This is a genomic window from Algoriphagus sp. AK58 (assembly GCF_014324365.1).
GTDB lineage: Bacteria > Bacteroidota > Bacteroidia > Cytophagales > Cyclobacteriaceae > Algoriphagus.
The window spans coordinates 175,906-199,150 of sequence record NZ_QEIG01000005.1; the positions used below are offsets into that span (position 1 = coordinate 175,906).

Consider the following 23,245-nt stretch of genomic DNA (forward strand, 5'->3'; position numbering starts at 1 on the left):
CATGTTGAACATATCATCCAATACGATTAAGGACTCAATTCCTTTCAGCGGTGCCAAAAGCTTGGTCATGACTCTTCCCAGAAAAGAGAGTCAGAGGAGGCTGAGAATTCTGACAGGAGTATTGATCTCGGTTTTCATCATGCTCTTTTTGCCTTGGACGCAGAATATCAGGTCTAAGGGGTATGTAACTGCATTGCGACCCGATCAAAGACCTCAAACTGTCCATTCCATCATTGCGGGAAGAATCGAAAAGTGGTATGTCGCAGAAGGAGACTATGTCGCTGCCGGGGATACTATCCTTAGAATTTCCGAGGTGAAAGACGAATACTTTGATTCTTTGCTTTTACCCCGAACCCAACAGCAGGTGGAGGCCAAATCTCTATCTGCCAAATCTTATGGCGAAAAAGTATCTGCACTTCAGGACCAGATTGCAGCACTTAGGAGAAACAACATCCTGAAATTGCAACAGGCAGACAATAAACTTCGGATTGCCCAGCTAAAGGTACAATCTGACAGTATAGAGTTTGAGCAGGCGAAAGTCAATTATGACATCGGAAAATATCAGCTGGATCGAGCAGAGCAGCTTTTCAAAGAGGGGCTCAATTCATTGACTGTCCTGGAAGGTCGAAGACTGAAGTTTCAGGAAGTTCAGGCCAAACTGGTTAGTTCCGAAAACAAATTGCTTAGCAGTAAAAATGAGCTCATTACGGCCAGAATTGACCTAGATGCCATCGACAATGAATTCAAGGATAAGCTCGCTAAAGCTGAATCCGATATGTATACGGCCATGTCCTCCCAATTTGATGCAGAGGCGACCGTGACCAAACTTGAAAATCAATATTCAAATTACGAGCAACGGACTCGATACCGATACATTCTTGCCCCTCAAAACGGATACATAGCCAAGGCTATTCAAGTCGGAATCGGTGAGACCATTAAGGAAGGCGCGGAGATCGTGAATATAGTACCCGCCGAAGCAGAACTTGCGGTGGAAATGTATGTTCAGCCTGTCGATTTGCCTTTGATCAAGGTGGGAAACAGGGTTCGGTTTATTTTCGATGGCTGGCCAGCAATCGTATTCTCCGGTTGGCCTCAAATCTCCAATGGTACATTTGGTGGTGTGGTAGTGGCGATTGATCAGTTTGCCGGTCCCAATAATCAGTATCGAGTCTTGGTTACCGAAGATCCTGAGGAAGATGCATGGCCGGATTTATTGAGAATCGGTTCCGGTGCTGACGGAATCGCCCTACTCAATGATGTACCAGTTTGGTATGAAATCTGGCGTCAGCTCAATGGATTCCCAGCCGATTATTACTCTTCCGAGGAAAAGGAGAAAACAGCTTCCGCTAAAAAATGAAAAAAGGATTTATCATCATATTGATTGCTTTTGTCTCGCTTTCAGTCAAAGCTCAGGATTCCTTAAAATTGAACTTTGAGGAGTACATGGAGTGGGTAAGGCTCTATCATCCCATTGCAGTGCAAGCTGAAATTAACTTGAGAATGGGTCAAATGGAGGTCAGACAGGCTCGAGGGGGATTTGATCCTTTGGTTTATGGCAATTTGGACAAGAAAGAGTACAAAGAGTCAACCTATTATGATAAAAGAGAAGCGGGAATTGTGGTACCCACTTGGATGGGAGTGGAGCTCAATGGTACGTTTGAACAAAACACAGGGAAATTTCTGAATTCAGAAAGCAACGTTCCCACAGAGGGGCTTCTTTCGGCGGGAGCGGCGGTAAATCTGGGGCAAGGTCTGATCCTTGACGACCGCCGAGCCGCTTTGAGAAAAGCACAAATTTATCAGCAAGCCACCGAAGTGGAGCGAACCAACTTATTGAACCAACTCAATCTCCAGGCTACGGATATGTATTGGCGTTGGGCATTGGCCCATGAAAACATGTTGGTGTTGAAAGAAGGGGTTGAACTGGCAAAGTTTCGGTTCAATGCAGTGAAAAGATTTTTCGAACAGGGAGATCAAGCAGCAATTGATACCGTGGAAGCTTTCACACAACTGCTCAATAGACAGTATAGGCTTCAAATTGCTGAAAACACCTTCTTTGCTACTACTCAAGAGCTCAATACATTCCTTTGGGATGGGGAAGGGAATCCTATGGAGCTTGATCCTGAGGTAAAACCTCAAGGGCTTTTTGAGGAATTTAATTTGGCTCCTGATGCACAGGAATTAAGAACTTTGGTTTTGCGACATCCTGAGCTCCGGTTGACGGACTATGAAATTGCCAGTTTGGATGTAGACAAAAGACTAAAGACTCAACAACTCTTACCGGTGGTGAAATTGAAGTATAATTTTCTTTCTGAATCGACTTCAAATTTTAATCCCTCTCCCTTTTTTGAAAACAATTATAAGTGGGGAGTATCTTTTTATACCCCGCTTCTGTTGAGAAAAACCCGAGGGGCCGTTGGGCTTGCCAATGCCAAAATCGAAATGAAACAGACCTCAAGGGACCTGAAGGAGCTTCAATTGATCACCAAGTTGGAATCCGAGCTCAACAATTGGACTGTTTTGAACCAACAGGTCCATACCATTTCTCAAAATGTAAAAAGCTTAGAAGCCCTTCTCACTGGGGAGACCCGTAGATTCGAGATCGGGGAAAGTTCTCTCTTCTTGGTCAATGCCAGAGAAGTAGCTGTATTTGACTCCCGATTGACTCTGAACGACCTAGCTTCTAAGCTTCGGGTGTCCTACGCAAAAACCCGTTTTGCTGCAGGATTGGGATTTGAGGAGAATTAATCTCTCTTAGGTAATAAATCTTGACATGCTTTTTGGATCACTTGATGGTCCGTAAGTCCAAAAAGTTTTGAGCTTGCAAATATCACTTGATACGCTTCAGATAGTTCTTTGGGAATGGAGGAATAGAAGTCTGTTACTTCTTGAGTGTCTTTAACTTTCTCAGGAAATCTAAGATAAAACAGGATTAAACCCACTAATCCCCGAGTTGCAATAGGAGGCAGGGTTTTGTTTTTTTCAAGATAAGCATGGAAAATAGGAGCTAATCTACTCTTGAATTTTGCTGTGGAATTGAGTGAAATATCTGCCAGTTTGTGAGATACAAATGGATTCCTAAACCTGTCGATTACCTGAGCTGCATATTTTCTCAACTCTTCGACAGGTGCGTGGAGCGTTGGGAAAATTTCGGTTTCCAATAGCGAATGAAGTTCCTCCAGATTCTCAGGTTGGTTGACATATTCCCCTACAGTTTCAAATCCCTTGAGCAAACCTTTCCCAGTCATAAAGGTGTGAAGGCCGTTTAGGATCCGTATTTTCCTAAGAGAATAAAAATCAATCGTCTCCGTAAGCAACACTTCTGCTTTGCTTCCCAAAAAAGGAAGGTACTTCCGATCCTCTTCATTTCCTTCGATTGCCCAAAAGCAATAAGGCTCTGTTTGGACAATAAAAGAATCTGTTTCCTTTTCCTTTAAATTTAAATGATGAGGGAATCCAGGTACAATCCTATCGACCAAAGAGTTGAAGAATCTGCATTTTCTGTTTATCCAGTCTGAAAAATCTCTACTCTGATTCCAGTTTTCGGCATGTTTCAGAACGTAGGATTTGAGGATATTTCCGTTTTCAGGCAGAAGTTCACAGGGTAAAATCACCGTCTCAGCCTCTGGTAAAGATTCAAATCTTCGAAAAAGCCATTGAGTCAATCTTCCCGCAAAGGATTCCGCAAATTCTTGAAAATTTCCTTCAGTTTTCCAGATCATTCCGGCTTCGGTGACATTGGAAATGATCCATTTTACTTCTGGAATTGAGGCGAAGCTGAAGAACTTGTCCGAATCATCAGGAAGGATTAGCCCATCTTTTATGCAGGTGATTTTTCTGATTTGTTCCACTTTTTCTCCATTTTCCAAACCGGCTGTGAGTACATGGTATTCAAAATTTTGCTTTTTGAGATTTTCAAGTGTTTTTCCTCCGGTACTTTGTATCATGCAGATATTCAGATGAATATCCTTTTCTATTAAATCCTGGACCATGGGTTCTATAAAAGCCCGGAGGAAATTTCCAGTTCCGAATTGGAGAATTTGAATAGAGTTGTTTTTCATGTCGAAATAATTACTGAGTTTGGACAAACAAATCTTAGTACGTTATGCCAGCTTATATCTTGGTGGAAGTAGATATCCACAATATGGAAGTTTATGAAGAATACAAAAAATTGACACCGGGAAGCCTTGAGCCATTTGGAGGAAAATTCGTCATCCGTGGCTTACCGGTCGAGGCTTTGGAAGGAGAGTGGAAGCATGACCGCTTGGTTTTATTGGAATTTCCCAATAGGGAGAAAGCCTTGGAATGGTACAATTCTGAGAATTATCAAAAAGCTAAGAAAATTCGAGAAAAAGCCTCAAAAGCAAACTTTTTTATTGTCGGTTGATATTTTTGGCATTTTTATTGGTTTGAAATACAAAAATGATTGTGTTGAGCGAAAGTTGCTACTTATCACCCCCATTTCACATTCTTAGTTTTGTTAAATCAATGTCAATAAAAATCAATCACCCAAACCAAAAAATTCAATGAAAAAGATCTATTTAACTTGGTCAGGCCTAAGCTTGATTATCACGCTTGTCTTGTCTTCCTGTGTGCAGGAGATAGAGGCTCCTGTAGTCAATGAGGTGCCGAGTGCTGTCGAAAATACGGTTGAGGCAGACCTTGGAGGAGAAAACCTGAGAAAAAGCCCCAATGGGGTAGCCTATCAGGAGAAATTTTCCAATCAGTTGCAGTTAATCCCTGACTTTGCAGCTGGGTTTACACCGGAGTTACCATTTCCTGCTTGGTATCCAGGGACAGGTGTAGGTAATGCAACGTATATCGGAAAAGCATATTCTTTCATCAATCAAAGAGCTTTTTTGAGTGAACAAGGGCCCGTGACTGTCGGTGCTCCTGTCACCATGTTTCATGCTGAAAAATTAGAGGCACTGGGAATTACCAACGTTCCAGATGATGTAAGCTCCCTTACAACGGATGGAAAAGGAAATACCATCTATTTCAAAAACATCTTAAATGTGACCAATCCGGTCTCTGAAACCAGAATCAATTTCGTGGCAGATGTAGAGATCATTGGCGGAACAGGAATATTTGCAACAGCTTCTGGATCTGGAAAAGTAAATGGATTTTTTAATCCCGGAGATGGCAAAGGAGAAACTACGCTGAGAGCAACAATTTTATTTTAATCACCCTTAATTAAAGTAGGAAGAGCGGACCTGATTTTTAGGCCCGCTCTTTTCATTTATAGGGATACCCCTCTTTTCCAAGGGAGGAAATCAAAGTTCCGTTTTTCTTCAGCTTTGGTTTTTACTCGACCACTAGCCACTTCGATGATATAATCCAGCAGCTTGTCCCCGGCAGTTTCGATAGTGTCTTCTCCTGTGATAATAGTTCCTGTATTGAAATCGATGATATCAGGCATTTTAGTGGCCATTTTGGTATTGGTGGATACTTTGATCACGGGGCTAATCGGGTTTCCGGTAGGGGTCCCCAGTCCGGTGGTAAACAGGATTATGTTTGCCCCGCTACCGGCTAGTCCCGTCGTGCTTTCTACATCATTTCCTGGGGTACATAGTAAGTTAAGTCCTGGCGTTTTCACATATTCTGTGTAATCCAAAACGTCTGAAATTGGTGCTGTTCCCCCCTTTTTGGCTGCTCCGCAAGATTTTATTGCATCAGTCAACAGTCCGTCTTTAATATTTCCCGGGCTTGGATTCATATCAAATCCGCTGCCGACCCGTTTGGCAGCTTCATTGTAGGTTTCCATTAGATGAACAAATTTTTCTGCCAATTCGGGACTTTCGCATCGGTTGATGAGGTTTTGCTCAGCACCGCAGAGTTCTGGGAATTCGGAAAGTATAGCCACACCTCCAAGGGCAACGATCAGATCAGAAACTCTGCCAAGAGTAGGGTTGGCAGAAATACCCGAAAAACCATCCGAACCGCCACACTCCAATCCTATGACCAGCTTGTCAAGCGATACCGGTTCTCGTGTGGTTTGATTGGCTTGAACCAATCCCTCGAAGGTTTCTTTGATGGCTTTTGAAATTAATGCATCGGTAGTTCCTTCCTGCTGTTGTTCCACGATCACCAGAGGTTTGGTGCAGTTGAGTCTTTCCAATTTTTCCTTCAAAATCCTTACCTCAGCATTTTGACAGCCCAAGCTTAGTACTGTGGCTCCGGCTACATTGGGATGATGAATATATCCAGCCAAAAGCCCACAGAGAGAATCCGCATCCTGACGTGTTCCTCCGCAGCCCATGGAATGGGTGAGGAACCGGATTCCATCCAGATTTGGGAAGATTTTGGACCCTTCGGGTTCTACTTTTTGCGCAACCGTTTCCGTAGATTTTTCACTTTTAAGGCCATTAATCAGGTTTTTGATCTGGACTTCATAGGGATTGGGCTGGGTAAATCCCAAGGCATTTTCAAAGGCTTCCTGGAGCAGTTTTACATTGGTGTTTTCACAAAAAACCATCGGTAAAACCAACCAATAATTTGCTGTACCTACTTGATTATCAGACCTTCTATATCCCATAAAGCTACGGCTTTTCCAAGAGCTTACATCCGGTTCTTTCCATTCGTATTGGCCTGCATTCAGCTTGTAGGAGCGGGTTTTATGCTTGATATTTTGAAGCGTGATAGCATGTCCTTTGGGTATAGACTGTGTGGCTTCTCCCACTACGGTTCCATACATGATGATATCTTCACCCTTTGAAAAATCCCGGAGTGCAAACTTATGTTTGGCAGGTACAAACTCCTGAATATCAAGCTCATGATCTTGTAATCTTACTTTTTCACCGGCATTGAGATCGGTAAGTGCCACTCCTACATTGTCCGAAGTATCCAAAAGAAGCGAGGTATTGTTCATCGTTTTTATTCCTTATTTTGGTCAAATTAGAGAAAAAAATATTCTTCCATGAAGAAAATTGTCACCATTGGGGAAGTCATGCTGAGACTTTCTCCTCCCGGAAATCAGCGTTTTTTCCAAACTCATTCTTTCGATGTCGAATTTGGTGGATCAGAAGCAAATGTGGGTGCTGCCCTTGCTTATTGGGGAATGCATGTGGTACATATCACAGCTTTTCCTGACCATGAGATAGGCTGGGCAGCCTCAGGGCAACTTCGTAAAAATGGTATAGATACCCGATTTATACCCCATATCCCCGGAAGAATGGGTGTGTACTACCTTGAGCAGGGTGCCATGCAGCGGAGTTCACAGGTGATCTACGACAGGGCAGGTTCCGCCTTTGCCAATTTTGACGGTTCCAAGTTGGATTGGGACGCTATCTTGGAAGGTGCGGACTGGTTGCACTGGTCGGGTATTACACCGGCTTTATCCCAAAATTGTGCAGATATGACGCTGAAAGCTCTGGAAAAAGCCAATGAAAAAGGTGTAAAAGTCAGCGGAGATCTAAATTTCCGGAGTAATCTTTGGCAATTTGGAAAGGCCCCACACGAGATCATGCCCAAATTAATGGAACTCACCCATGTGATCATTGCGGGTACAAGGGATTTTAAACAATGTCTGAACGAGGACTACAAGAGCTTTACTGAAGTGAGAAACATGGCTTTTGATCGCTATCCTCAGTTGGAGTATATCGTGAAAACGGACAGGATATCCCACAGCTCTTCCAACAATACCATTTCCGCTACTCTATTCGGTAAGAAAAAGACTTATTCTTCCAGGTCCTATGAACTGACTCATATTGTAGATCGGGTGGGTACCGGAGATGCCTTTGGAGGAGGATTGATCTATGGGCTATTGCAAATGAAGCCTAAGGATGCCATTGAGTTTGCAATGGCTGCGGGTGCCATCAAGCATAGTGTACCGGGTGATATATTGCTTTGTTCCCTTCAAGAAGTGAAAGAATTGGCCGCTGGCGAAGGCGGCGGAAAAATCAAACGATAATGAGAAATCCAACCCCATTTATCCAGCGTATGCATGCCGGTGGCATGATGCCCATCTTTTTTCACCCCGATAAGCAAGTCTGCCTGGATCTTTTGTTTTCTGCCTATGAGGGTGGAGTACGTGTGATCGAGATGGTCAATCGTGGAAAAGAAGCCAAATCCATTTTTCCAAAAATCAGAGAAGCTGCTGACCGGATGCCGGGCCTTTATCTGGGGGCGGGAACCATCTATCATCCTCATGAAGCAGAGGAGTTTATCGATATGGGGGCGGAGTTTATTGTAGCTCCGGTGATGAATCCCAAACTGGGTGAATATTGTGCAAAAGTAGAGGTGCCTTGGATCCCTGGCTGCGGAACCGTTTCCGAAGTTTTTTTTGCTCAGGAACTTGGTTCTGAGCTGGTAAAGATCTATCCTGCTAACATTCTGACACCTGACTTTGTCCCCGCCGTACACGCCGTGATGCCAAAAATCGAGATCATTCCAACTGGTGGAGTAGAGCCGACAGCGGAGAGCTTGAAAGCTTGGTTTGACGCTGGAGTGCTCTGTGTAGGTATGGGGTCTCAGCTTTTCCGCAAAGACCTGATTGCAAAGCGGGCTTTTGCGGAAATTCAGGATTCAGTCAAAAATGCCATGAACATCATCGACTCGATAAGAGACAATAAACCCTGAAGATGCGTAACCTTAACTTGTTCCTTGGATTGATCATTCTTTTCCTTTATGGAGGATGTCAGTCCGACTCCCGTATCAAAATTATCAAAATGGGCCATGCCCAGGTGGTAGCCCATCCCGTCCACAATGCCATGGTTTTCCTTGCTGAGCGATTGGAAGAAAAATCAGGAGGGCGAATTAAAGTTAAAGTGTATCCTAATCAGCAATTGGGAACCGAGAGAGAGCTTTTGGAGCTTTTGCAGATCGGAAGTTTGGGAATGACTAAGGTCTCCGCAGCATCTCTTGAGGCTTTTTCTCCGGAAATCAGTGTGTTTGGATTGCCTTTCCTTTTTAGGGATGATGAGCATATTTCCAAGGTTCTCTATGGGGAAATCGGGAAGGAAATTTTGCTGAGTTGTGAGAAATTCTGGCTTCGGGGTCTTTGCTTTTATGATGCCGGAAAAAGGAGTTTTTACAGTAAAAACAAACCTATAGAAACTCCGGCAGACTTAGCCGGATTGAAAATTCGTGTGCAGGAGTCCAAAATGGCGATTAATATGATTCGTGGAATGGGAGGATCTCCTACTCCTGTAGCATATGGTGAGCTGTATACCGCCTTGCAGCAAGGGATTGTAGATGCGGCCGAAAACAATCCTCCAAGCTTTTACAATTCCAGACACTATGAGGTGTGTAAATATTATTCCATAGATGAGCATACCGCTGTGCCTGATGTAGTATTGGTAAGTACAAAAGTGTGGGAAGATCTCACTCCCGAAGAACAGCAGTGGCTTCAAGAGGCTGCAGATGAATCGGCTGTGTACCAAGCAGAACTTTGGAAAGCATCTGTTGAGGAATCCATGCGAGAAGTGGAAAAAGCAGGTGTAGAGATAAGCTATCCATCAAAAGAACCTTTTTTGAATCAGGTTCAGTCTGTTTATGAGCTTGTTAAAAAAGAGCAGCCTCAACTTGCCACCTTGATCGAACGAATCCAAAATACCCGGTAATGAAGATCAAATTACTACTCGACAAATCCATAAGCGTGCTCATTGCAGTCCTAATGGGACTGATGGTAATCAATGTGACCTGGCAAGTTTTCTCAAGATATGTTTTGGGAGACCCAAGTTCATTTACTGATGAACTTTCCAGATACAGTATGATATGGTTGGGACTGGCTGGAGCAGCATACGTCTCCGGAAAAAACGGGCATTTGGCTATTGATATCCTTCCGGAAAAACTGAAAGGAAAAAAGCTGCTGTATCTCCAACTTTTTATCCATTCGATGGTGATTTTCTTTGGCGCGGTAATAATGATTTGGGGAGGTGGTAACCTGGTTTACATTACCCAGACACTTCAGCAGAAATCTGCTACGCTTCAGATTCCTCTTTCTTGGATTTATGGAATTGTACCCGTCTCCGGCATTTTGGTGGTGTATTACCACCTCTTTCATATTGTGCAACTTATTAAAAATCAGGAATAGCCATGGAGTGGATAGGTATATTGATTTTGGTACTCAGCTTCGTGACCTTGTTGGTTTTGGGAGTGCCGGTCGCTTGGAGTTTAGGACTTTCTAGCTTTTTTACCCTGATCATTACGGTTGCTGCCTTGCCTTCTGCGACAACGATTGCTCAGCGACTGGCTACTGGACTGGATAGTTTCGCTCTTCTGGCGATTCCTTTTTTTGTCTTGGCAGGTGAGATTATGAACAAAGGCGGAATTGCCAATCGACTGATTGATTTCGCCAAAGGACTGACAGGTCGGCTTCCCGGAGGGCTTTTGTATGTGAATATTATTGCTTCTATGCTTTTTGGAGCTATTGCGGGTTCGGCTGCTGCCGCTGCTTCGGCTTTGGGGAGTATTTTAGGAAAAAGAATGGACGAAGAAGGCTACCCAAAAACGCTGGGTGCCGCAGTTAATATCACCTCATCTACGACAGGGCTGATCATTCCTCCTTCCAATGTATTGATCATTTATTCCTTGGCGAGTGGTGGAGTTTCTATCGCAGCGTTGTTTGTGGCAGGTTATCTTCCTGGGATTCTTCTGGGATTAGTCTTGATGGTTTGTGCAGCAATCTTTATTAGGAAAAACAATCTTCCTCCAGGTGAAATGGTATCTTTTTCCTTTTTAGCTAAGTCATTTTGGAGAGCATTACCAAGCTTATTTCTTTTGTTCGTAGTGATTGGAGGAATCGTAGCTGGAGTTTTTACAGCCACCGAAGCTTCAGCCATTGCTGTTGTATATACTTTGGTTCTTTCCTTTGCCTACAGGGAATTGAAGCTGAGTGAATTGCCGGGAATATTTGTGCGCGCATCGGAAACTACTGCGGTGGTTTTGCTTTTGATCGGTACTTCTATGAGTATGTCCTGGGTGATGTCTGCTGAGGATATTCCTCAGATGATCAGTGACTTTATGCTCAATGTGAGCGACAATAAATGGGTGATTCTCATTTTGATCAATATCATTTTGCTGGGAGTGGGTGTATTCATGGATATCACACCTGCCGTGTTGATTTTTACTCCGATTTTCCTCCCGGTAGTGACCAAAGTCGGTGTAGATCCTGTGCATTTCGGAATCATGATGGTGGTCAATCTGTGTATAGGCCTCTGTACTCCTCCTGTGGGATCCTTACTTTTCGTAGGAGTTTCTATAGCAAAAATTTCTTTGACTCAAGTAATCCGGCCTCTCCTGCCATTCTTCTTGGCAATGATTATTGCTTTGGCATTGATTATGATTTTCCCGGAAATCACGTTGATTTTGCCAAGATTATTTGATTTAATTTAAAAGACTTTAGAGGCTGCTCACCAGAATTTGGAAGCAGCCTCTTTTTTTGATCAAACCTGATCGTTCAAAAATTTTTCAAAGTCCTTCAATCCGAGCCATTTAAAGGAAGGATTGATTTATTCTTTAAACATAATGCCCCATGAGTTTTTTATAAGGTGTTGCTATACGTAATTTTCTATCTCTACTTTGTCCTAAAAAATCACCTATATGAAAACCTACTACAATCCTGAAGACCTCAAGAAATTTGGAAAAATCACTGATCTCCAAAAGCCAATGGGTGATAAGTTTTTTGCTTACTATGCTGAAGTATTCAAGGAGGGAGCACTTACAGCCCGTGAAAAATCCCTAATTGCCTTGGCAGTCGCGCACGCAATTCAGTGCCCCTATTGCATTGATGCGTACACCACCGATACCTTGGAAAAAGGCTGTGACGAGGAGCAAATGATGGAGGCAGTACACGTAGCCGCTGCTATACGGGGAGGAGCATCTTTGGTTCATGCTACCCAAATGATGAACAAAATCAATGAAATCTCCATGTAATGAAATCGCTTAAAGCACAAAACCATAGTTTGGCTAATCCCGAAGAGGAAATCCAGGTTCTTGAGGGGAATCTTCCGGGTGGCAAATTCGATTTCCGACACCATTTAGAGACCATTGGGTTATTTCCCTTGAGACCGACTCCTTTGGAAATTTTCCAGATTAACGTAGGCAAGATGTGCAATCAGGTCTGCAAGCATTGCCACGTAGATGCCGGCCCGGATCGAAAAGAGGTGATGACTAAGGAAACGATGACTCAGTGTCTCTCGATCCTAGCAAAAGAAACAAGCATCACAACTGTAGATCTGACTGGTGGAGCACCGGAGTTGAATCCAGAATTCCGCTGGTTTGTTACCGAAATAAGAAGGCTAAGGCCCGATGTAAAAATCATCGTAAGATGTAATCTTACCATCATTCTGGCCAATCCCAAATTTTATGATTTACCCGAGTTCTTCAAAATCAATAAGATTGAAGTAGTATCCTCTTTACCTTATTTCACGGCAATGAAGACTGATGCCCAAAGGGGGGAGGGTGTTTTTGAAAAATCTATTCAAGCACTTAAAATGCTCAATGCAGTAGGTTATGGTGAGGAGAATTCGGGTTTGATCATCAATTTAGTGTATAATCCCTCGGGTGCTTTTTTGCCAGGTTCTCAAAACGAATTGGAGCTTGAGTTTAAAAAGAAGCTTTGGGATCGGTATCAGATTAAGTTCAACTCTCTGTTTACGATTACCAACCTTCCCATTTCCAGATTTTTGGAATACCTGCTTCGTTCAGGCAATTACGAAAATTACATGGAAAAGCTGATTGATGCATTCAATCCCGTGGCTGCGTCAGGGGTAATGTGCCGAAACACCATTTCGGTGGGTTGGGACGGTTACCTGTTTGACTGTGATTTCAATCAAATGTTGGAATTAAAAGTAGATGCCCCAAAATCTCAACATATTTCATCTTGGGATTCTTCTGCCTTAGCCAATAGATCCATCGTGATCAACAATCATTGCTTTGGTTGTACTGCAGGTGCGGGCTCAAGCTGTGGAGGTACGACTGTATAATGGCAAAAGAAGCATTGATCGTTTTCCAGAAGAATATTGTCAAGGGGAAAGTAAAAACCCGATTGGCACAAAGTCTTGGAGAAGAGAAGACGCTGCAGATTTACCAGTTTTTAGTCGATAAGACATTTAGGGAAGTCAATAAAATCACTCCTGAGGTTTATGTTTTTTTTTCAGACTTTCTTCCGGAAAATCACTTTGAACCAAAGTATCATTTACGAATTCAAAAAGGAGAGGATCTTGGCGAAAAGATGAAACTTGCCTTTGAGGAAGTTTTTGCTCTTGGCTACAATAAGGCAGTCATCATCGGCACGGATTGTCCGGAGATAACGGCTGAAATCTTAGATCAGGCCTTTGATTTACTGGATCGGACTGACTTGGTCGTAGGTCCGGCTAAAGATGGAGGGTACTATTTGTTAGGAATGAAAACCAATCATTTTTTCCTGTTTCGGGAGATCCCATGGAGTACTTCCCACGTGTTTTCGCGAACTTTAGAAAAAGCAGAGTCAAATGGCTTAAATTACAGTATCTTACCTACGTTAAGTGATATAGATAGGGAAGAAGACTGGAATAAATTTATTACCCAAAATCCCAAGTATGAGTAATTACTTAGACACCACCATGGATGTCTACAAAAAGGCCGCACTTCAACCCGATGTGGGACTTTGTTGTACCACTACCCCAATTTGGCAATTGCCCGAGTTGACTATTCCCAAGATCATGCAGGAAATGAACTATGGCTGTGGAAGCACTGTCCATCCTCGTGATTTGGTGAATAATCCACGAATCCTCTACGTAGGTGTTGGAGGAGGAATGGAGGTATTGCAGTTTGCTTATTTCTCCAGACAAAATAGTGGTGTAATCGGTGTGGATGTGGTCGATGAAATGCTGGAAGCCTGTGACCAAAACCTGAAGTTGGCCCAGGAAGCTAATTCTTGGTTTAAGCGGGATTTTGTCACTTTGAAAAAAGGTAATGCCTTGGCCCTTCCTTTGGAGGATAGCTCGGTAGATGTAGCGGCTCAAAACTGCCTTTTCAATATTTTCACCAAAGAAGATTTGAAAAAAGCCTTGGCAGAAATGTATCGTGTGCTTAGGCCGCATGGCAGGTTGGTACTGAGTGACCCGATTACAGAAAGTCCCATGCCAGAAAATCTACGAAATGATGAGCGTTTGAGGGCTTTGTGTCTGAGTGGTTCGCTATCCATGGCAGAGTACCTACACATGATCACTGCAGCAGGTTTCGGAACGATTGAAGTGCGTGCCAAGAGACCGTACCGAATCTTGGCCCCCAATCAGTATGATACGCAGGAAATCATTCACCTTGACTCTATAGAGGTCTGCGCTATTAAAGATCCCATGCCTAGTGATGGTCCGTGTATTTTTACTGGAAAAACAGCAATTTTTTATGGCAAAGAGGATTACTTTGATGATCACAAGGGCCATGTTTTATTGAACAACCAGCCTTTGGCCGTGTGTGATAAAACAGCTTCTGCATTGGCATCCTTGGGTAGAAATGATATTTATATTTCTCCTTCAACCTTTTTTTATGATGGAGGAGGATGCTGTTAAATTTAGGCCTTTCGGCTTGATTTTCGGGCTGTTGTTTTTCTTCAGCCTTTCTTCTTATTCTCAAGAGAAAAGCGAGGTGATCCGATTTGAAATCCAGGTTTTAGGATTGAAAATCGGGGACATGAACGTTTCCAAATATCAAGTAGCCGACACAGTTCACTACGTAGCAGAAAGCCAGGTAAAGTTCTGGTTTTTTGGTACGGTCAATTTGACCATGAATACCCATTCCAAGTATCTGAATGGATATTTAGTAAAGAGCCATTCTAAGTCCAATACCAACAGAGGCAATTTCGCTTCCTATATTTATTGGGATGGGAAAAAGTATGTGGTCGATGCCAAATCATACAAATTTGAAAATCAAGATCCTGTTTTTGGATTGGCGGAATGGTGCTCCACACGTATGTTTTTTGATGAACTTCAGGTAGGGGAGAAATTTCTTTCAGAAGTATACGGTCTCGCCACTACAGTTAAAAAATTAGGACCCAATGTGTATCAAACAACCATTGCAGGAAATGAGAATAGATATTTTTACAAATTTGGGAAGCTTCAAAAAGTAGAACAAGAGAACAACATTAAAAATTTCACCTATAAACGAATTGAATAAGGAATAAAAGGCAAATATTTTGAATACTTCGTATTCCTAAATTCGCACGTTTTTTTGAATAGACCTTGGAAAGTTGAATCAATCTGTAAACCCTAACTGGCGACTTTTACCTGCCTGAAATTTTCTTTACCAAATCGACCAGCCTGTTGGCATAGCCAGATTCGTTGTCATACCACCCCACAACCTTCACCAGATTTCCTTTAGAGGAAGTGAGTGATTCGTCAATGATGCAGGAATGAGGATTTCCAATAATATCCATGGATACAATCGGATCGGATTCCACTTCCAGATATCCTTTCAGTTCGTTGTTGGCCGCCTTTTTAAAGGCTTGGTTTACTTGTTCGGATGTCACACTTGTAGCAAGTTCAACAATCAAATCGGTTAGGGAACCATCAGGCACAGGAACTCTCATTGCCGATGCTTCTATCTTTCCATCAAGGTTTGGTAATACCCGATCCAAGGCTTTTCCGGCATTGGTGGTAGTTGGGATGATCGAATAGGCCGCAGCTCTAGCCCTTCTTAAGTCCCGGTGTGGTGCATCATGAAGGTTCTGATCATTGGTGTAAGAGTGTACTGTTGAGGCAAACCCTTTCACTACTCCAAAATTTTCATCCAACACCTTGATCATTGGAGCAAGACAATTGGTTGTGCAGGAAGCATTGGAAATAATCGATTCATTCCCTCGTAAAAGGTGGTCATTTACTCCTAATACGATCATGGGGATGCTAGACTCCTGGGAAGGCGCAGAGATAATCACTTTTTTCGCTCCGGCGTTCAGGTGTTTTTGGGCACCTTCTCGACTGGTAAATCGTCCAGTACATTCGATTACCACATCTATTCCAAGTGATTCCCAAGGAAGATCTTCAGGATTGGACTTGGAGAAAAGTTCGATCTTTTCCCCATTTACTTCGAGAAATTCCTCTTTTAGGTTAATTGTCGCCTCAAATTTGCCATGAATGGAATCGTATTTCAGCAAGTGGGCAATAGCTTGATTATCTGCCAAATCATTGATTGCGACAAGCTTGAGGCTTGGGTTTTGCAATAAAAGTTTTGCAGTGTATCGGCCGATCCGACCAAATCCATTGATGGCAATTTTTACACTTGAAGAGGAAGTACGCATGAATTCTTATTTGGCAGGGCGAAATTAGATAAAAGCTCCGACTACATTCCAATCAAAATTTTATTCCTTTGGTTCAGCTTTTTAGGGGTAATTCCAAAGAAATTTTCGAGGTCATTTTGGGATTATTAATCCAACCCTCTATATTTGCACAACCTTTTGAAAAAGCACGTTTTTCAGGGCAAAAATGGTCCGTTCGTCTAGGGGTTAGGACGTATCCCTTTCACGGATAAAACACGGGTTCGATTCCCGTACGGACTACTAAAATACTGATTTTCAGTTAGTTAAATCAGTAATTGACATTTTTAACCCTAATGGTCCGTTCGTCTAGGGGTTAGGACGTATCCCTTTCACGGATAAAACACGGGTTCGATTCCCGTACGGACTACCAAGACTAAAAGCTCAATCCCCGAGAAGTCTTAAAATATTTTTGTTTTATGGTTGTTAGTGGTTAAAGTGAACAAAATCCCGACCCTTGGTCGGGATTTTTGTTTTTAAGACCATTTATATCAGCGGTAAGCATGGCATTTTCATTTTTTTTATTTTTCTGATCCTATTTATTATAAACCATGCTCAAACCTTTTTCCCATTCTGTTTTGAAAGGAACCTATGTGCTGGCCTTGTCGGGACTCCTGTTGGCCTGTAAAAAAGAAGAACCTGTTGATTTAAGAATTACTACACTAGCCAAAGAAGAAATCACTGTTCAGGCGGAAGCCGCAAGAAATTCTGTCACCCCGGTTTTGGCCGAAGGCTTAAAATTAGAGGTATGGGGGGTGGATTCTTTGGTAAAAGACCCTATAGCGATTCATGTGGCCGATGATGGGTCCATTTATTATTCACGATCACCCCGTAGACACAATTCCGAATTTGACATCAGAGGGCATCAAGCTTGGGAAATTCGCTCGATTGCCTTGCAGTCTATTGAGGATAAACGCAATTTTTTGAGAACAGAACTTTCACCGGAAAGATCATCTGAAAACACCTGGCTGAAAGACCTGAATGGAGATGGGTCCCATGATTGGAGGGACCTGACTGTGGAGCGAAATGAAATCTACCAGTTGAAGGATACGGATGGAGATGGTTTGGCAGATTGGGGGCAAATGCAGGTCAATGATTTTTATGATGAAGTCACTGATGCTGCCGGTGGCGTGATGAAAACAGATGACGCTCTCTATGTCGCAGTGGGGCCTGATATGTGGAGACTGATGGACAAAAACGGGGATGGTATCATGGATGAGAAAAAGTCCCTTTCTCATGGCTATGGGATTCATATTGGCTTTGGTTCTCATGGGATGTCAGGCGTGGAAATGGGACCTGACGGTCGGATTTACTGGGGCATAGGTGATATTGGATTTAATGGAAAAGGGGATGACGGAACAGAATACAAGTATCCCAACAGAGGAGTGATTGCCCGATCCAATCCCGATGGGAGTGATTTTGAAATTTTTGCTATGGGCGTGAGAAATACGCATGAGTTTGTTTTTGATCAATATACCAATCTGATTTCCGTGGATAATGATGGGGACCATGCAGGAGAAAAAGAGAGATTGGTTTATCTGACCCGTGGCTCAGATTCCGGCTGGAGAATCAACTGGCAGTTTGGAAAATACCGTGATCCGGATAACAATACCTATAAGGTATGGATGGACGAAAAGCTCTTCTTGCCCAGATGGGATGGTCAGGCTGCTTTTATCACTCCACCCATACAAAACTACGTGAGCGGTCCCACAGGCATGCTGTTCAATCCGGGAGCGGGCTTGGGCGAGCGATGGAAAAATCACTTTTTCGTCGTCGAATTTGTCGGTAGTGCGGCAAGTTCTGGATTGCACGCTTTTCAGCTTCAACCCAAGGGTGCATCCTTTGAACTGACCAAAACAGAGAAAATCATAGGTGGATTTCTTCCTACCGGAATTGATTTTGGGCCAGATGGAGCCATGTATATGGGAGACTGGGTGCTTGGTTGGAATGATAAAAATTATGGAAGGATCTGGAAGTTGACCGATGAGACCGCCAAAGGTTGGGCTCTTCAGAAACAAACGGAAGCAGAGATCAAGGCAGATTATAAGAAACTTTCTGAGAATGAGCTGAAAACAAAGCTGTACTTTGAAGACTTGAGAATCAGAAGGAAAGCTCAGTTTGAACTTGTAAAGCGAGGGAAAAAAGGAGCTGAAATATTCAATCAGGTAATCCAAGACAAAAGCAATCAACTGGCGAGAGTGCATGGAATTTTGGGATTGAGTCAGTTGGGCCGGTTAGACGATATGAGTTTTGCTGAACCCCTGGTGAGCTTGCTCAATGATGCCGATCCTGAAATTCGTGCCCAAGCTGCCAAGTGGCTTGGGGATATCCGCTATCCTAAAGCTGGCAAAGAGTTGATTGCCAACTTGACCCATGAAAATGCGAGGGTACGTTTTTTCAGTGCGGAAGCTTTAGGACGGACCAAAAATGCGGAAGCCATTCAGCCGTTGATTTCTCTTTTAGAGTCAAATAATGACGAAGATGCTTATCTAAGACACGCCGCTTCCTATGCACTTTCGCAGATTGGAAAAGTAGATCCTTTGGCGGCTTTGTCCAGCCACCCCTCCAAAGCAGTTCGAATGGGGGCTGTTTTAGCTTTGCGAAGATTGGAATCTCCAGAATTGGCCAGATTCCTCAATGACTCCGACGAGTTCATAGTGACTGAAGCTGCCCGAGCCATTCATGATGATTTTTCGGTAGAAGCCGCATTGCCTGCCTTGGGAGCCATTCTTACCACTACACCTTTTCAGAATGAACCTTTGATTCGAAGGGCAATCAGTGCTAATCAGCGAGTGGGTAATGAGGAGAACTTAAACCAATTGATCTCTTATTTAGGTAAAGCTGGAATTTCTGAGGTGCTGAAAAGTGAAACGATCGCAGCACTGGGTACTTGGGCCAAACCTTCCTTGGTGGATAGGGTAGACGGAAGGTATCGAGGTGAAGTGACCAGAGATCCTAGTCTGATCAGGGACAAGGTGAGGCCAATCCTGATTTCTCAGACCTCTGCCAAGGAAGAAGGTATCCGTGTGGAATCTATCAAAGCCATTGGAAAGCTAGGGATCACTGATGCCTCGGAATTACTATTGACTAAGTTAAAATCGGACCCTTCGGAATTGGTGAAGGTGCAAGCTCTCAACTCTTTGGTCGCTATGAATGCATCCAATCTTGGTGAAGCCATTTCCTATGCAATGACAGACAATAAAGAGTCTGTGCGGGTAGCTGGACTTGGATTGTTGGCTCAGACCTCCCTACCCAAAGACCAGAAGGTCACTCTTTTGACAGATATTATTGAGAAGCGAACCCTTCCCGAGAGACAGACTGCTCTTTTGACCTTAGGAGGATTGGAAGGAAGTAAGGATCTGCCCGTTTGGAATAAAATTCTTCAGGATTTTGATCAAGGGAAATTGCCTGAGGGTACTTGGGTAGAGTTAGAAGAAGCCTTGGTGGCCACCTCTTCTCCCGGGTTGAAGTCTCAGTTTGATGCACTTTTGGAAAAAAAGGCAGGTGGAGAATATTGGAAAAAATTTGTGGGGGCATTGGCGGAAGGAAGTGGCAGAAGGGGTCGAACCATCTTTTTTGAAAACCAAACGGCCCAATGTATTCGATGCCATTCCTATGATGACATGGGAGGAAATGCAGGTCCACCTTTAGATTCTATTGGCAGGATATTGTCCAAAGAAGAGCTATTGATTGCATTGGTAGATCCAAGCAAGCGCTTGGCCCCAGGCTATGGATTTATCTCTATCGAACTGAATTCAGGTGAAAAAGTAACGGGGACCATGATGGGCGAGAAAAAGGATTCCATGAGTGTAAAGGTGGGGAACGAAACCAAAGAAATCTTGAAAAAAGACATAAAATCCTCCCAAATGGCAGCCTCCAGTATGCCTCCAATGGGTGAACAATTGAGCAAAAGGGAAATTCGTGACCTGGTGACCTATCTTTCTAATTTGAGGCGTTCGGAATGAAAAAGTTATTGATTGTTTCTTTTGGGATTATCCTCTTTATTCTGCTTTCTCTGCCATGGGTATTGATCCTCGTGGGAAGAAACAAGCTGCATGACCTGGATATTCCTAAAAAGGAGCAGTTGATTTCTGATTCGCCTTCAAAAAAGATTTTGGCAATATTTCCTCACCCCGATGATGAGGTCACAGTAGCGGGTACGCTGATGAAACTGAAGAAAGACGGACACGTAGTTGCTTTAGCGTGCCTGACTCGGGGTGAAAAGGGTAATTCTTCGGGAATTGAGAATGAATTGGAATTAGCTAAGCTAAGGACTGGAGAAATGCAGCGAAGTGCAGAATTGATAGGTGTGGATCAGTTGATTCAAAAAGATTATCCGGACAGTGGCTTGGAAGATTTGGGAATGGACAGTCTCAAAAAGATTGTTTACCAGTTGATTTTAGAGGTGGACCCAGATGTGCTGATTTCCTATGATTCAAAAGTTGGCTTGTATGGTCATCCTGATCACCGCCTTACAGGGAAGGCGGTGGAAAAAATATTTCTAAAGCATAAAGGAGAAGAGGCTTTTCAGCCCCAACGCTTGTTTCAAGTCACCCTTTGTAAAAAGCAAGTGGATGTTGCGATGAAACTTTCGTCCGGGTTTCAAAGGAATTATCCGGAAAACCCTGAGATGGGGCTTCCGGATCCGGATTTTTCGGTTGCAACTCAACCTTACTTCCCAAAAATTCTTCAAGTCATGCAGGCTCACGAAACTCAGCAGCAAGTGCTAAAGGACCTAATGCCTTTTCATGACAAGGTTCCTGCTTGGATTTATTCCAGAGTATTTGACCGGGAATATTTCAGAGAAGTTAAATGAAGAAAAATGTCCGAGTTTGTTCGGACCTTTTTCTTTAGCTGAAGCCAAGTTTTTTTCGAATCTGATTCAAAAGAGGAAGAGCAATTTTTCTAGCCTTTTCTTCTCCTTCGATCAATCTCTTTTCGATCTCCTCTGGATTTTCCATGAAAAAGTTGAAAAGCTCTCTTTCCTTGGCATACTTCACAAGTATCAAGTCTAGCAATTCTTTTTTGGCATGTCCGTATCCATAATTTCCACCCAAATATTTTGCTCTCAACTCCTGAATTTTTTCCGGGGATGCCAGCAGGCTGTAAAGTTTGAAAACGGTGCAGGTATCAGGATCTTTTGGATCTTCAAGAGCTGTGCTATCCGTAATTATGGCATTGATATTTTTTTTCAGTTCTTTATCAGGCAGGAAGATGTCAATGATATTATTATAGGATTTACTCATTTTTTGCCCATCTGTTCCGGGCACGGTCATCACTTCTTCACTGATTCTGGCCTCAGGAAGGGTCAATAAATCTTCCTCCAGGATCCTGTTGAATGCAGTCGCGATGTCTCTGGTAATTTCCAGATGCTGCAATTGATCTTTTCCTACAGGCACCAAATTGGCTGAATAAAGCAAAATGTCTGAAGCCATCAGCACGGGATAAGTAAATAAGCCGGCATTCACATCGGCCAATCGTGAAGATTTATCCTTAAAGCTGTGCGCATTTGCCAGCATCGGAAAAGGAGTAAAGCAGTTGAGATACCAAGTCAGTTCGGTGACTTCTGGAATTCTGGACTGTCGGTAGAATACCGTTTTGCGGATATCAAGACCGAAGGCAAGCCAAGCCGCTGCCACCGCAAGAGTGTTTTCTTTTCGTATACCTCCGTCCTTTTGTGTGGTCAGAGAGTGGAAGTCCGCAATAAAAATAAATGACTCTTCCTGACTGTTTTGTTCGATCAATTGGATAGCTGGTACGATCGCTCCCAAAATGTTTCCCAGATGGGGTCTTCCGGAACTTTGAATACCCGTTAATACTCTTGCCATTTGCTCAATTTTGGCGCAAATTAACTAAAACAGACTATAATCATGGGGAAAATATGTGTTAATTGCAGGTATGAATCGATTACTTTCTTCCCTTTTTTGCCTGTTACTATGCTTGACTTTGGGTTATCCTTCTGTTGCCCAGCAGGCAAAGGTTCCAAGTTTAGTTTGGAAGGTAAACCGAATAGATTTAGGTACTATCCTTGAGGAGCAAGGCTTACAGACTGCTGAATTTGAGTTTACCTACACTCAAGACTCTATTTTTCGCATTGACGAAGTAGTTGCGGAATGTGGTTGTACATCTTTTGATTACACCAAGGATACGTTAAAAATGGGAGAATCAGGAAAGGTTATTCTCTCCCTTGATCCAACTTCAGCCGCAGGTTTTTTTTCCAAATTAGTTGTCGTTAAAGGAAATAATGGAAAAGTTCAGGATTCGCTTTACTTGGAAGGTATTGCTATTCCATATCCCACAAATTTGGAGAGGGCATATCCCATTAAAATGGGTAATCTTGGCTTCAGGCTCAGGAAAGTAAACATGGGGGATGTATTTGATAACGTGCCCAAGGTAAAGTATGTCGAGTTTTTTAACTTTGGTGAGGAGGTGTTGACCAAAGAGGATTTTTTACCGGAATCATCGGCTTATATCCAATTGGAGCAGGTTCAGGATTTTGTCCGTTCACAAGAAAGAGGATTGCTTAAATTCACCTACGATTCCAAGCAAAAGGGGGATTTGGGTTATTTTGAGGAGGAGGTTTCGATAGGATGGAAAGGAACATCTGTATCGGGAATCAACTTGGAGGTGATGGCGGATTTATTCGAGTATTTCCCTCCAATTCCAAAAGACCAACTCAATGAAGTTCCACAACTGTATATTCAACAGAAAGAAGTAGACCTAAGGGAGATTAGTTCAAGGACAGTCGTAAGGAGATCAGTTACCCTCTCTAATCCAGGGAGAAAGATGTTGGAGATCAGAAAAATCCAGGGGAATTGTGACTGTCTCACTATTGAGGCTCCAAAAACCACCTTGGCCCCCGGTGAGAGCATGGAGATCAAACTAATATTTGACCCAATAGGAAGAAGAGGCATAGATCAGCGGAATATTTACATTTTCAGTAATGATCCCGTAAATCCTGTTCAGCTGATTGTGTTGAAAAGTAGAATTGAATGATAATTGAGTGTTGTTGGA

Annotated in this window: 21 protein-coding genes and 2 tRNA genes; 19 read left to right on the forward strand and 4 right to left on the reverse strand. The window is 43.0% G+C overall.

What is annotated here, in order from left to right; all coding sequences use genetic code 11:
- The first annotated feature begins 1 nt into the window (after position 1).
- Positions 2–1,357, forward strand: coding sequence for an HlyD family secretion protein (locus tag DDT91_RS04485; protein ID WP_187174939.1), 1,356 nt, complete (start codon positions 2–4; stop codon positions 1,355–1,357).
- Complete coding sequence (locus tag DDT91_RS04490) at positions 1,354–2,748, forward strand: TolC family protein (protein WP_187174940.1); 1,395 nt, start codon at positions 1,354–1,356, stop codon at positions 2,746–2,748. Before DDT91_RS04485 ends, DDT91_RS04490 begins: the two co-directional genes overlap by 4 nt.
- On the opposite strand, the gene DDT91_RS04495 is transcribed toward DDT91_RS04490, so the two are convergent.
- The gene (locus DDT91_RS04495) at positions 2,745–4,061 is read right to left on the reverse strand and encodes a tagaturonate reductase (RefSeq protein ID WP_187174941.1); all 1,317 of its coding nucleotides are present in this window, start codon (positions 4,059–4,061) and stop codon (positions 2,745–2,747) included. The genes DDT91_RS04490 and DDT91_RS04495 overlap by 4 nt on opposite strands.
- 44 nt (positions 4,062–4,105) lie before the next feature.
- Here DDT91_RS04495 and DDT91_RS04500 point away from each other — a divergent pair, with 44 nt between their 5' ends.
- Both DDT91_RS04500 and DDT91_RS04505 read left to right on the forward strand, forming a co-directional pair.
- Complete coding sequence (locus tag DDT91_RS04500) at positions 4,106–4,387, forward strand: DUF1330 domain-containing protein (RefSeq protein ID WP_187174942.1); 282 nt, start codon at positions 4,106–4,108, stop codon at positions 4,385–4,387.
- A gap of 139 nt (positions 4,388–4,526) precedes the next feature.
- Positions 4,527–5,183, forward strand: a complete 657-nt coding sequence (locus DDT91_RS04505) for a hypothetical protein (RefSeq protein WP_187174943.1) — start codon at positions 4,527–4,529, stop codon at positions 5,181–5,183.
- 56 nt (positions 5,184–5,239) lie between these two features.
- Here DDT91_RS04505 and DDT91_RS04510 read toward each other — a convergent pair whose 3' ends face one another.
- Positions 5,240–6,868 (reverse strand): UxaA family hydrolase, encoded by a 1,629-nt coding sequence (locus tag DDT91_RS04510; protein WP_187174944.1) that lies wholly within the window; start codon positions 6,866–6,868, stop codon positions 5,240–5,242.
- Positions 6,869–6,916: 48 nt separating this feature from the next.
- On the opposite strand from DDT91_RS04510, the gene DDT91_RS04515 reads away from it, so the two are divergent.
- The 10 genes from DDT91_RS04515 to DDT91_RS04560 all read left to right on the forward strand — a co-directional run bounded on the left by DDT91_RS04515 (position 6,917) and on the right by DDT91_RS04560 (position 15,096).
- Complete coding sequence (locus DDT91_RS04515) at positions 6,917–7,909, forward strand: sugar kinase (RefSeq protein WP_187174945.1); 993 nt, start codon at positions 6,917–6,919, stop codon at positions 7,907–7,909.
- Positions 7,909–8,577 carry a bifunctional 4-hydroxy-2-oxoglutarate aldolase/2-dehydro-3-deoxy-phosphogluconate aldolase gene (locus DDT91_RS04520; RefSeq protein ID WP_187174946.1) on the forward strand — a complete coding sequence of 223 codons (669 nt, stop codon included), beginning with the start codon at positions 7,909–7,911 and terminating at the stop codon, positions 8,575–8,577. Before DDT91_RS04515 ends, DDT91_RS04520 begins: the two co-directional genes overlap by 1 nt.
- A 2-nt stretch (positions 8,578–8,579) precedes the next feature.
- Positions 8,580–9,560: a TRAP transporter substrate-binding protein gene (locus DDT91_RS04525; RefSeq protein ID WP_187174947.1), complete on the forward strand. Its 981-nt coding sequence runs from the start codon at positions 8,580–8,582 to the stop codon at positions 9,558–9,560.
- Positions 9,560–10,033: a TRAP transporter small permease gene (locus DDT91_RS04530; protein ID WP_187174948.1), complete on the forward strand. Its 474-nt coding sequence runs from the start codon at positions 9,560–9,562 to the stop codon at positions 10,031–10,033. Before DDT91_RS04525 ends, DDT91_RS04530 begins: the two co-directional genes overlap by 1 nt.
- A 2-nt stretch (positions 10,034–10,035) precedes the next feature.
- On the forward strand, positions 10,036–11,334 hold the full coding sequence (locus tag DDT91_RS04535) for a TRAP transporter large permease (protein ID WP_187174949.1): 1,299 nt from the start codon (positions 10,036–10,038) through the stop codon (positions 11,332–11,334).
- A gap of 207 nt (positions 11,335–11,541) precedes the next feature.
- On the forward strand, positions 11,542–11,874 hold the full coding sequence (locus DDT91_RS04540; protein ID WP_187174950.1) for an arsenosugar biosynthesis-associated peroxidase-like protein: 333 nt from the start codon (positions 11,542–11,544) through the stop codon (positions 11,872–11,874).
- Entirely contained in the window at positions 11,874–12,926 is a 1,053-nt protein-coding gene (arsS, locus tag DDT91_RS04545) for an arsenosugar biosynthesis radical SAM (seleno)protein ArsS (protein WP_187174951.1), read from the forward strand. The genes DDT91_RS04540 and arsS overlap by 1 nt, the downstream gene beginning before the upstream one ends.
- The gene (locus DDT91_RS04550) at positions 12,926–13,528 is read left to right on the forward strand and encodes a TIGR04282 family arsenosugar biosynthesis glycosyltransferase (RefSeq protein WP_187174952.1); all 603 of its coding nucleotides are present in this window, start codon (positions 12,926–12,928) and stop codon (positions 13,526–13,528) included. Before arsS ends, DDT91_RS04550 begins: the two co-directional genes overlap by 1 nt.
- Positions 13,521–14,492 (forward strand): arsenosugar biosynthesis arsenite methyltransferase ArsM, encoded by a 972-nt coding sequence (gene arsM / locus DDT91_RS04555; protein WP_187174953.1) that lies wholly within the window; start codon positions 13,521–13,523, stop codon positions 14,490–14,492. Before DDT91_RS04550 ends, arsM begins: the two co-directional genes overlap by 8 nt.
- Positions 14,470–15,096 (forward strand): DUF6134 family protein, encoded by a 627-nt coding sequence (locus DDT91_RS04560; RefSeq protein WP_187174954.1) that lies wholly within the window; start codon positions 14,470–14,472, stop codon positions 15,094–15,096. The genes arsM and DDT91_RS04560 overlap by 23 nt, the downstream gene beginning before the upstream one ends.
- A gap of 106 nt (positions 15,097–15,202) precedes the next feature.
- Here the strand turns inward: DDT91_RS04560 and gap are convergent, their stop codons facing one another.
- Positions 15,203–16,216, reverse strand: a complete 1,014-nt coding sequence (gene gap / locus DDT91_RS04565) for a type I glyceraldehyde-3-phosphate dehydrogenase (protein ID WP_187174955.1) — start codon at positions 16,214–16,216, stop codon at positions 15,203–15,205.
- A 186-nt stretch (positions 16,217–16,402) separates the two neighbouring features.
- Between gap and DDT91_RS04570 the strand changes: the two genes are divergently transcribed.
- The 4 genes from DDT91_RS04570 (at position 16,403) to DDT91_RS04585 (ending at position 21,047) form a co-directional block, all read left to right on the forward strand.
- Positions 16,403–16,474, forward strand: a tRNA-Glu gene (locus DDT91_RS04570).
- A gap of 55 nt (positions 16,475–16,529) precedes the next feature.
- Positions 16,530–16,604, forward strand: a tRNA-Glu gene (locus DDT91_RS04575).
- A gap of 178 nt (positions 16,605–16,782) precedes the next feature.
- Positions 16,783–20,196, forward strand: a complete 3,414-nt coding sequence (locus DDT91_RS04580; protein ID WP_187174956.1) for a HEAT repeat domain-containing protein — start codon at positions 16,783–16,785, stop codon at positions 20,194–20,196.
- Positions 20,193–21,047 carry a PIG-L deacetylase family protein gene (locus DDT91_RS04585; RefSeq protein ID WP_187174957.1) on the forward strand — a complete coding sequence of 285 codons (855 nt, stop codon included), beginning with the start codon at positions 20,193–20,195 and terminating at the stop codon, positions 21,045–21,047. The genes DDT91_RS04580 and DDT91_RS04585 overlap by 4 nt, the downstream gene beginning before the upstream one ends.
- 34 nt (positions 21,048–21,081) lie before the next feature.
- Here DDT91_RS04585 and trpS read toward each other — a convergent pair whose 3' ends face one another.
- On the reverse strand, positions 21,082–22,059 hold the full coding sequence (gene trpS, locus DDT91_RS04590; protein WP_187174958.1) for a tryptophan--tRNA ligase: 978 nt from the start codon (positions 22,057–22,059) through the stop codon (positions 21,082–21,084).
- Between the two features lie 70 nt (positions 22,060–22,129).
- Here trpS and DDT91_RS04595 point away from each other — a divergent pair, with 70 nt between their 5' ends.
- Positions 22,130–23,227 carry a DUF1573 domain-containing protein gene (locus DDT91_RS04595; protein WP_187174959.1) on the forward strand — a complete coding sequence of 366 codons (1,098 nt, stop codon included), beginning with the start codon at positions 22,130–22,132 and terminating at the stop codon, positions 23,225–23,227.
- The last annotated feature ends 18 nt before the right edge of the window (positions 23,228–23,245 follow it).

What these genes read in the sequence shown, in the direction of transcription:
- DDT91_RS04485 (WP_187174939.1), top strand. Translation starts at nt 2, where the DNA reads ATGTTGAACATATCATCCAATACGATTAAGGACTCAATTCCTTTCAGC.
- arsS (WP_187174951.1), top strand. Translation starts at nt 11,874, where the DNA reads ATGAAATCGCTTAAAGCACAAAACCATAGTTTGGCTAATCCCGAAGAG.
- DDT91_RS04580 (WP_187174956.1), top strand. Translation starts at nt 16,783, where the DNA reads ATGCTCAAACCTTTTTCCCATTCTGTTTTGAAAGGAACCTATGTGCTG.
- DDT91_RS04505 (WP_187174943.1), top strand. Translation starts at nt 4,527, where the DNA reads ATGAAAAAGATCTATTTAACTTGGTCAGGCCTAAGCTTGATTATCACG.
- DDT91_RS04550 (WP_187174952.1), top strand. Translation starts at nt 12,926, where the DNA reads ATGGCAAAAGAAGCATTGATCGTTTTCCAGAAGAATATTGTCAAGGGG.
- DDT91_RS04560 (WP_187174954.1), top strand. Translation starts at nt 14,470, where the DNA reads ATGATGGAGGAGGATGCTGTTAAATTTAGGCCTTTCGGCTTGATTTTC.
- DDT91_RS04500 (WP_187174942.1), top strand. Translation starts at nt 4,106, where the DNA reads ATGCCAGCTTATATCTTGGTGGAAGTAGATATCCACAATATGGAAGTT.
- trpS (WP_187174958.1), bottom strand. Translation starts at nt 22,059, where the DNA reads ATGGCAAGAGTATTAACGGGTATTCAAAGTTCCGGAAGACCCCATCTG.
- DDT91_RS04525 (WP_187174947.1), top strand. Translation starts at nt 8,580, where the DNA reads ATGCGTAACCTTAACTTGTTCCTTGGATTGATCATTCTTTTCCTTTAT.
- arsM (WP_187174953.1), top strand. Translation starts at nt 13,521, where the DNA reads ATGAGTAATTACTTAGACACCACCATGGATGTCTACAAAAAGGCCGCA.
- gap (WP_187174955.1), bottom strand. Translation starts at nt 16,216, where the DNA reads ATGCGTACTTCCTCTTCAAGTGTAAAAATTGCCATCAATGGATTTGGT.
- DDT91_RS04515 (WP_187174945.1), top strand. Translation starts at nt 6,917, where the DNA reads ATGAAGAAAATTGTCACCATTGGGGAAGTCATGCTGAGACTTTCTCCT.
- DDT91_RS04530 (WP_187174948.1), top strand. Translation starts at nt 9,560, where the DNA reads ATGAAGATCAAATTACTACTCGACAAATCCATAAGCGTGCTCATTGCA.
- DDT91_RS04540 (WP_187174950.1), top strand. Translation starts at nt 11,542, where the DNA reads ATGAAAACCTACTACAATCCTGAAGACCTCAAGAAATTTGGAAAAATC.
- DDT91_RS04490 (WP_187174940.1), top strand. Translation starts at nt 1,354, where the DNA reads ATGAAAAAAGGATTTATCATCATATTGATTGCTTTTGTCTCGCTTTCA.
- DDT91_RS04535 (WP_187174949.1), top strand. Translation starts at nt 10,036, where the DNA reads ATGGAGTGGATAGGTATATTGATTTTGGTACTCAGCTTCGTGACCTTG.
- DDT91_RS04510 (WP_187174944.1), bottom strand. Translation starts at nt 6,868, where the DNA reads ATGAACAATACCTCGCTTCTTTTGGATACTTCGGACAATGTAGGAGTG.
- DDT91_RS04585 (WP_187174957.1), top strand. Translation starts at nt 20,193, where the DNA reads ATGAAAAAGTTATTGATTGTTTCTTTTGGGATTATCCTCTTTATTCTG.
- DDT91_RS04495 (WP_187174941.1), bottom strand. Translation starts at nt 4,061, where the DNA reads ATGAAAAACAACTCTATTCAAATTCTCCAATTCGGAACTGGAAATTTC.
- DDT91_RS04595 (WP_187174959.1), top strand. Translation starts at nt 22,130, where the DNA reads ATGAATCGATTACTTTCTTCCCTTTTTTGCCTGTTACTATGCTTGACT.
- DDT91_RS04520 (WP_187174946.1), top strand. Translation starts at nt 7,909, where the DNA reads ATGAGAAATCCAACCCCATTTATCCAGCGTATGCATGCCGGTGGCATG.